General features: G+C 69.7%; 9 protein-coding genes. 6 read left to right on the top strand and 3 right to left on the bottom strand.

Annotated elements, in window-relative coordinates; genetic code table 11:
• The 4 genes from AC27VN_RS27150 to AC27VN_RS27135 all read left to right on the top strand — a co-directional run.
• Nucleotides 1-777, top strand: a 777-nt coding sequence (locus AC27VN_RS27150; protein WP_490878535.1) for a S1C family serine protease, incomplete at its 5' end; no start/stop codon positions are given.
• A 37-nt stretch (nt 778-814) separates the two neighbouring features.
• Nucleotides 815-1834, top strand: a complete 1020-nt coding sequence (locus AC27VN_RS27145) for an AAA family ATPase (RefSeq protein ID WP_093351739.1) — start codon at nt 815-817, stop codon at nt 1832-1834.
• 26 nt (nt 1835-1860) lie between these two features.
• The gene (locus AC27VN_RS27140; RefSeq protein WP_296781383.1) at nt 1861-2862 is read left to right on the top strand and encodes a DUF58 domain-containing protein; all 1002 of its coding nucleotides are present in this window, start codon (nt 1861-1863) and stop codon (nt 2860-2862) included.
• A 55-nt stretch (nt 2863-2917) separates the two neighbouring features.
• Nucleotides 2918-3955 (top strand): VWA domain-containing protein, encoded by a 1038-nt coding sequence (locus AC27VN_RS27135; RefSeq protein WP_093351744.1) that lies wholly within the window; start codon nt 2918-2920, stop codon nt 3953-3955.
• Nucleotides 3956-3967: 12 nt separating this feature from the next.
• On the opposite strand, the gene AC27VN_RS27130 is transcribed toward AC27VN_RS27135, so the two are convergent.
• Nucleotides 3968-4543, bottom strand: a complete 576-nt coding sequence (locus AC27VN_RS27130) for a TetR/AcrR family transcriptional regulator (protein ID WP_296791712.1) — start codon at nt 4541-4543, stop codon at nt 3968-3970.
• A gap of 168 nt (nt 4544-4711) precedes the next feature.
• Here AC27VN_RS27130 and AC27VN_RS27125 point away from each other — a divergent pair, with 168 nt between their 5' ends.
• The gene (locus tag AC27VN_RS27125; protein WP_490878534.1) at nt 4712-5536 is read left to right on the top strand and encodes an SDR family NAD(P)-dependent oxidoreductase; all 825 of its coding nucleotides are present in this window, start codon (nt 4712-4714) and stop codon (nt 5534-5536) included.
• 12 nt (nt 5537-5548) lie between these two features.
• Here AC27VN_RS27125 and AC27VN_RS27120 read toward each other — a convergent pair whose 3' ends face one another.
• Both AC27VN_RS27120 and AC27VN_RS27115 read right to left on the bottom strand, forming a co-directional pair.
• The gene (locus AC27VN_RS27120) at nt 5549-6184 is read right to left on the bottom strand and encodes a TetR/AcrR family transcriptional regulator (protein ID WP_093351752.1); all 636 of its coding nucleotides are present in this window, start codon (nt 6182-6184) and stop codon (nt 5549-5551) included.
• 52 nt (nt 6185-6236) lie between these two features.
• On the bottom strand, nt 6237-6839 hold the full coding sequence (locus tag AC27VN_RS27115) for a phenylacetic acid degradation protein PaaY (RefSeq protein WP_490878533.1): 603 nt from the start codon (nt 6837-6839) through the stop codon (nt 6237-6239).
• A gap of 165 nt (nt 6840-7004) precedes the next feature.
• Here AC27VN_RS27115 and AC27VN_RS27110 point away from each other — a divergent pair.
• Nucleotides 7005-7415: enoyl-CoA hydratase-related protein (locus AC27VN_RS27110; protein ID WP_490878532.1), on the top strand; the 411-nt coding region annotated here is incomplete at its 3' end.

The raw sequence follows: 7415 nt of genomic DNA, 5'->3' as shown, positions 1-7415 counted from the left end.
AATGCGCGCCAGCTCACGCAGAAGGACATCGACGCGGCCGTGCTGCGCACCCTGCAGACCAACACCCTGCCCTCGCCCGCTGCCAAGGCCGCCGACATCGTGCGGCCCTCGGTGGTGCGCGTGGTCGGCTACGGTCCCGAGAAGGCCACGCCCGAGGCCAAGACGCAGAAGCGCGGCCGCAACATGGCCAAGGGCAAGTCGCCCGAGGCACCGGCCGACGACGGCCCGCCGGGCCAGGTCGAGCGCGGCGTGGGCACCGGCGTGGTGATCGTCGACAAGGGCGTGATCCTCACCAACCTGCACGTGGTCGCGGGCTCCGAGACGATCAAGGTGACTTTCGCCGACGGCCTGGAGGCGCCGGCCGTCATCACCGGCGTGCAGCCCGAGAACGACCTCGCGGTGCTGCAGGCGCAGAAGATTCCCGACGACCTGATCCCGGCCGTGATGCGCTCGACCGCCGACCTGCGGCCCGGCGACCAGGTGGCCGCGGTGGGCTTTCCCTTCGGCATCGGCCCCTCGGTGTCGGCCGGCGTGGTGTCGGGCCTCAAGCGCTCGTTCCGCTCGCCCGAGGGCAAGCAGGAGCTCGGCAACCTGATCCAGTTCGACGCGGCCGCCAACCCCGGCAATTCGGGCGGCCCGCTGGTCAACATGGACGGCGAGGTGCTCGGCATCGTCACCGCCATCCTCAATCCCACGCAACAGCGCACCTTCATCGGCATCGGCTTCGCGGTGCCGATAGAGAACGCCGCCTCGGCGGCCGGTTCGCCACCGTTCTGATCCCCTCTTCCTTTTCTCGACCCAGAAAGAGCCCCGAATGAGCAGCACCGAGACCTCCTCCTTCGCCACGCCCGCCAGCACCGCCGAGCTGATGGAGCAGATCCTCTACCAGGTGAAGCGCGTGGTGGTGGGCCAGGACCGCTTCCTCGAGCGCGTGATGGTCGCGATGCTCGCGGGCGGCCACCTGCTGGTCGAAGGCGTGCCGGGCCTCGCGAAGACGCTGACCGTGAAGACGCTGGCCGACACCGTGCAAGGCCAGTTCAAGCGCATCCAGTTCACGCCCGACCTGGTGCCCTCCGACCTCGTGGGCACGCGCATCTACAACCAGAAGACCGGCGACTTCAGCACCTCGCTGGGCCCGGTGTTCGCCAACCTGCTGCTGGCCGACGAAATCAACCGCGCGCCGGCCAAGGTGCAGAGCGCGCTGCTCGAGGTGATGCAGGAACGCCAGGTCACGATCGCCGGCGAAACGCACAAGGTGCCGCGCCCCTTCCTCGTGATGGCGACGCAGAACCCGATCGAGACCGAGGGCACCTATCCGCTGCCCGAGGCGCAGGTCGACCGCTTCATGATGAAGGTGCTGGTCGACTACCCGACCGACGAGGAGGAGTTCGTGATCGTGCAGCGCGTGATCGGCCCGCCGGTCGAGGCCGTGCCGGTCGCCACCACCGAGCAGCTCGCGGCGTTGCAGGCCGAGGCGCGGCGCGTGTACGTCGACCCCTCGCTGATCCAGTACGCGGTGAAGCTGGTCTCGGCCACGCGCACGCCCGACAGGCACGGGCTCAAGGACATGGGCCGCTTCATCACCTTCGGCGCCAGCCCGCGCGCGAGCATCAGCCTGACCGAGGGCGCGCGCGCCCTGGCGCTGCTGCGCGGACGCAGCTACGCGCTGCCCGAGGACATGACGGCGCTGGTGCCCGACGTGCTGCGCCACCGCGTGACGCTGTCCTACGAAGGCCTGTCCGAGGGGCTGACGCCCGACGGCCTGATCGAGAAGATCATGCGCGCGGTGCCCGCACCGCCGAAGCCGCTCGAGCACGAGAAGCTCGCCGCCTGAACCCGGATCACCCCACACGACCCGCCATGAAGAAAAGCTGGTGGCGCAAGGCCCCCGAGGCCGCCGCGAACGACGAACGCCCCGCGCTCGAGGCGGGCGGCGCCGAGCGCGCGCTGCGCCGCCTCGAATGGACCGTGATCCGCCGCCTCGACGGCCTGCTGCAGGGCGACTACCGCACGCTGATGCGCGGCACCGGCCTCGACCTGGCCGACCTGCGCGAATACCAGTTGCACGACGACGTGCGCCACATCGACTGGAACGTCACGGCGCGGCTGCAGACGCCGCACGTGCGCGTCTTCACCGAGGACCGCGAGATGTCGGCCTGGTTCGTGCTCGACCTGAGCCGCTCGGTCGACTTCGGCTCGGGCCTGAAGGCCAAGCGCGAGATCTCGGCCGGCTTCGTCGGCGTGCTGGCGCGCCTGCTCACACGCCACGGCAACCGTGTCGGCGCGCTGGTCTACGGCCACGACCTCGAGGCCGTGATCCCGCCGCGCAGCGGCCGGCGCCATGTACTGCACCTGCTGCATGCGATGGAGCGCCGCGCCGACCAGGCCGACAAGGCGCCGCCGCAGAAGGGCATGACCCGGCTCGACGATCTGCTGAAGTCGGCCGCCACCCTGATGCCGCGCCGCTCCACCGTGTTCGTGGTGTCCGACTTTTTGAGCGAGCCCGGCTGGGAGAAGCCGCTGGGCCAGCTGGTGCAGCGCCACGAGGTGGTGGCCGTGCGCCTGTTCGACCCGCTCGAGCTCGACATGCCCGACCTGGGCCTGGTGCCACTGCGCGACGCCGAGACCGGCGAGCAGCTCTGGGTCGACACCCACGATGCGGGCTTTCGCCGCCGCTTCGCGCGCATCGCCCGCGAGCGCGAAGATGCGCTGCGCGGCGCGCTGGCCCGCGCCGGCGTCGACACGCTGGAGCTGTCGACCGCCGACGACCTGGTCGAGGCGATCGTGCGCTTCGCCGACATGCGCAAGCGGCGCGTGCGCGCTTCGGGTGCCTCGCGTCCTGTAAAGGCGGTGGCCGCATGACGATTACCGGGTATATCGAGTTGACGTGGGCGACGACGAGCGCGAGGATTTCGCCGTGACCTTCCTCTGGCCCCAATTCCTCTGGCTGCTGCTGGCACTGCCGCTGCTGGTGCTGCTCTACCTCTGGCTGCTGCGCCGCAAGAAGAAGCTCGCGGTGCGCTACGCCAGCCTGTCGATCGTGCGCGAGGCGATGGGCACCGGCCAGAGCATCCGGCGCCATGTGCCGCCGTTCCTGTTCCTGCTCGCGCTGGCCGCGATGCTGGTGGCCGCCGCGCGGCCGATGGCGGTGGTGATGCTGCCGTCGAACCAGCAGACCATCATCCTCGCGATGGACGTCTCGGGCAGCATGCGCGCCGCCGACGTGCTGCCGAACCGGCTGGTGGCGGCGCAGGATGCCGCCAAGAGCTTCATCAAGGACCTGCCGCGCAACGTGAAGGTCGGCATCGTCGCCTTCGCGGGCAGCGCGCAGGTGGCGCAGCTGCCCACCACCAACCACGACGACCTCGTGACCGCGATCGACAGCTTCCAGCTGCAGCGCGCCACGGCCACCGGCAATGCCATCGTGGTGTCGCTCGCCACCCTGTTCCCCGAGGCCGGCATCGACGTCTCGCAGTTCAGCGCGCCGAGCCGCCAGCGCGGCGTGGCCATCGACCAGGCCGACAAGCCGGCCAAGGAATTCACGCCGGTCGCGCCGGGCTCCTTCACCTCGGCCGCGATCATCATGCTGACCGACGGCCAGCGCACCACCGGCGTCGATCCGCTCGACGCGGCCAAGGCCGCGGCCGACCGCGGCGTGCGCATCTACACCGTGGGCATCGGCACGGTCGACGGCGAGACCATCGGCTTCGAAGGCTGGTCGATGCGCGTGCGGCTCGACGAGGAAACCCTCAAGGCCGTCGCCAGCAAGACCCAGGCCGACTACTTCTATGCCGGCACCGCCGCGGACCTCAAGAAGGTCTACGAGACGCTGAGCTCGCGGCTCACGGTCGAGAAGAAGGAAACCGAGATCTCGGCACTGTTCGCGCTCGGCGCCGCGGTGCTCACGCTGCTGTCGGCCGGGCTCTCGCTGCTCTGGTTCAACCGGATTCTCTAGGGCAACGCCCTCTCAGGCCTTTGCCATCCCCTCGATCCCCGCGAGCACCTCGCGCAGGATCTCCTCGGACAGCGCCTCGTCGTTCATCGCACGCGCCAGCACCAGCCCGCCGGTCATCGCCGCCACCGCGCGGATCGCGTCGCCGCGCGCGTCGGCGTTCTTGCGCGTACGCCAGGGAAAGAACTTCGCGAAGCGCTCGATGCTCGCCTTCATGTGCGCGGTGAGCGAAGGCGCGGTGACCTGCTTCTGCGCCGTCTGGGCCGAGAAGGCCGCGAGCAGGCAGCCATCGCCGGGCGCGTCGCGGTGCGACACGCTGAGGTAGGCGCGCACGTAGTCGACCATGCCGTTGGGCAGCTGGGTGGCGGCGTCGAGGTCGGCGAGCGAGTGCGCCGACGCATGGTCGACGCACTCGGCCATCAGCGCTTCCTTCGAGTCGAAGTGGTTGTAGAACGGGCCGTGCGTGAGGCCCGTGGCCTTCATGATCTCGCTCACGCTCACGCCGCCGAAGCCGCGCTCGCGGAACAGGCGCGAAGCCTCGCCCAGGATCTTCTGATGCTTTTCGGCGGTTTCCGCTGCGGGGTATCGCATGTGACCTCATCCTCTTTCCGGGTACTTCCAGACCCTGGTTGACGCTATTCATGATAGGCATCATGCTTCGCACCGTCAAACATGACAGCCATCATGCTTAACGACGAAGGGCCTTTGGAAGCGGTCGCCGACCGCGCGGGCACCCCGACTTCTTTTCTGGAGAACGACATGAGCGAGCAAACGAACAACACCTCCGCCAAGCCTGGCACCGCGGTGGTGACCGGCGCCTCCGCCGGCCTGGGCCGGCTCTTCGCCGACCGGCTGGCGCGCCGCGGCCACGACCTGCTGCTGGTGGCACGCCGCGGCGACCGCCTCGACAAAGCGGCCAAGGCGCTGCGCAGCCAGTACGGCGTGACGGTGAACACCCTGGTGGCCGACCTCGGCGCCGCGGCCGACCTCGAGCGCGTGGCGCAGGCCATCGCCGCCGATGCCTCGATCACGCTGCTGGTCAACAACGCCGGTACCTCCACGCTGGCGCCGGTGCTCGCGACCGCGCCCGCCTCGGCGCAGTCGATGATCGACGTCAACGTCACCGCGCTGGCGCGGCTGAGCCTGGTGGCGCTCGCGGGCTTCAAGGCGCGCGACCGCGGCACGCTGATCAACATCGGCTCGGTGCTGGGCTTCCACACGCTGCCGATCAGCAGCATCTACAGCGGCACCAAGGGCTTCGTGCTGAACTTCACGCGCGGCCTGCAGGAGGAAGTGGCGGGCAGCGGCGTGCGCGTGCAGCTGGTGCTGCCCGCGGCCACCGCCACCGACATCTGGGAGCTGTCGGGCGTGCCGGTCACGAACCTCGATCCCGCGCACGTGATGACGGCCGAGCACTGCGTCGATGCCGCCATCGCCGGCCTCGACCTCGGCGAGCCGATCACCATGCCCTCGGTGGACGACTACGCGCCGCTGTTCGCGGCCTACGACGACGCGCGCGCCCAACTCTTCGGCGCCTCGCAGAACGGCACGCCGGCCACGCGCTACGCCGGCGTGGCGCGCTGAAGGCCCGCGCCCTCAGGCCGCCGGCTTCGGCTTCTTCTTCGCGCGTGCCGGCGGCGCCTTCACGGCACCGATGCCGCCGAGGAACAGGTCGGCCACCACCGGCGCGATCGAGGCATGGTCGAGCTGGCCGCCGGGCTTCATCCAGGTGAACATCCAGTTGATCATGCCGAACAGCAGCATGGTCAGCGGCTTGGCGAGGTCGTCGCTCGGCGTGCCCGGGCGCAGCGCGGCCACCGCGCGCGCGAAGCCCGCCACCACCTCGCGCTCCTTGTCGAGCACGCGTTCGCGGTCCTCCTCCTCGAGGAAGCGCACGTCGTCGGTCAGCACGCGGTGCGCGTCCTGGGCGCCCGCGTACTCCTCCACGATGCGGTAGATGAAGCGCCGCAGCCGCTCCTCGTCGGTCTGCGTCGAGGCCTCCTCCTCGGCCACCAGCGCCGCCAGCTTGGAGACGTGCGTCTCGGCGATGCTGATCAGCAGGCTGCGCTTGTCCTTGTAGTAGTGGTAGAGCGTGGCCTTCGAGAGATTGCAGGCCTCGGCCACCTGGTTCATCGAGGTGGCCGGGTAGCCCTGGCGCGCGAACAGCCGCGCGGCCCGCTCGAGGATGAGCTCGCGCTGGTCGTCGTAGCTGGCGGATCTTCCTCTGGGCATCGGTGTTCTTTCTGTTCTGGCGTTGAGAGGGTGTGGCGGGCAGCGCGCGATCCTAGCCGCGCTTGGTCGCGATCAGCGGCTTGACGTCGATCGAAGGCAGCCGCGGCCGCCCGGCCTCGACCTGCGCCAGCGGCTCGACCTCGCGCATCGTCGCGAGGCTGCGCACCGCGAGCGCCTGGTAGACCTGCGTGCCCTCGAGCTTCCAGGCGATCTCGGCCTCGCTCAGTTCTCTTTTCACGCGCGCGGGCATGCCCGCCACCAGCGTGCGCGGCGGCACCTTCATGCCGGCCGGCACGAAGGCGCTGGCGGCCACGATGGCCTTCTCGCCGATCTCGGCCTCGTCCATCACCACGGCGTTCATGCCCACCATGGCGTCGCGCCGCACCACGCAGCTGTGCAGGATCGCGCCATGGCCGATGTGGCCATTGACCTCGATCACCGTGTCGTTGTCGGGAAAGCCGTGCACGCAGCAGTTGTCCTGCAGGTTCGAGCCCTCCTCGAGCACGATGCGGCCGAAATCGCCGCGCAGGCTGGCGCAGGGGCCGACATAGCAGTTCGGGCCCACGATCACGTCGCCGATCAGCACGGCGGACGGATGCACGTAGGCGGTGGGATCGACGACGGGGATCACGCCGTCGATGGCGTAGCTGGGCATGGGTGCGGTCTCCTGTGGGGTGCCGGTCCTTCGTCTCGCGATTCAGGGTTTTCCCTGAATGCTTTGGACTTGTGCCGGATTCGTTCGCCATCCTAAAATCTACCGAACGGTCGGTCAATAGTAATTGACCCGAAGTCATCCCCCACACAGATGAGAGACAAGCCCATGTCGGAACCCCTGGTCCTCGTCGGCAATGCCGGCGCCGTCCGCACACTGAGCCTCAACCGCCCCGCGGCGCTCAACAGCTTCACGAGCGAACTGCACGCCGAACTGCTGGCGGCGCTCGAAGCGGCCGCGGCCGATGCCGAGGTGCGCTGCGTGGTGCTGACAGGTGCCGGCCGCGCCTTCTGCGCCGGCCAGGACCTCGCCGACCCGATGGTCGCGCCCGATACCACGCCCGGCGCCGCGCCCAAGGACCTGGGCCATGTCATCGAGAAGCTCTACGGCCCGCTCGTCAAGCGCATCCGCAGCATGCCCGTGCCCGTGGTGGCCGCGGTCAACGGCGTGGCGGCCGGCGCCGGCGCCAACCTCGCGCTGTGCTGCGACCTCGTGCTCGCCGCGCGCTCGGCCAGCTTC

The sequence above is a fragment of the Variovorax sp. 20P10.2.4 genome (assembly GCF_058244205.1).
This window is presented reverse-complemented; position numbering and strand designations above follow the sequence as displayed.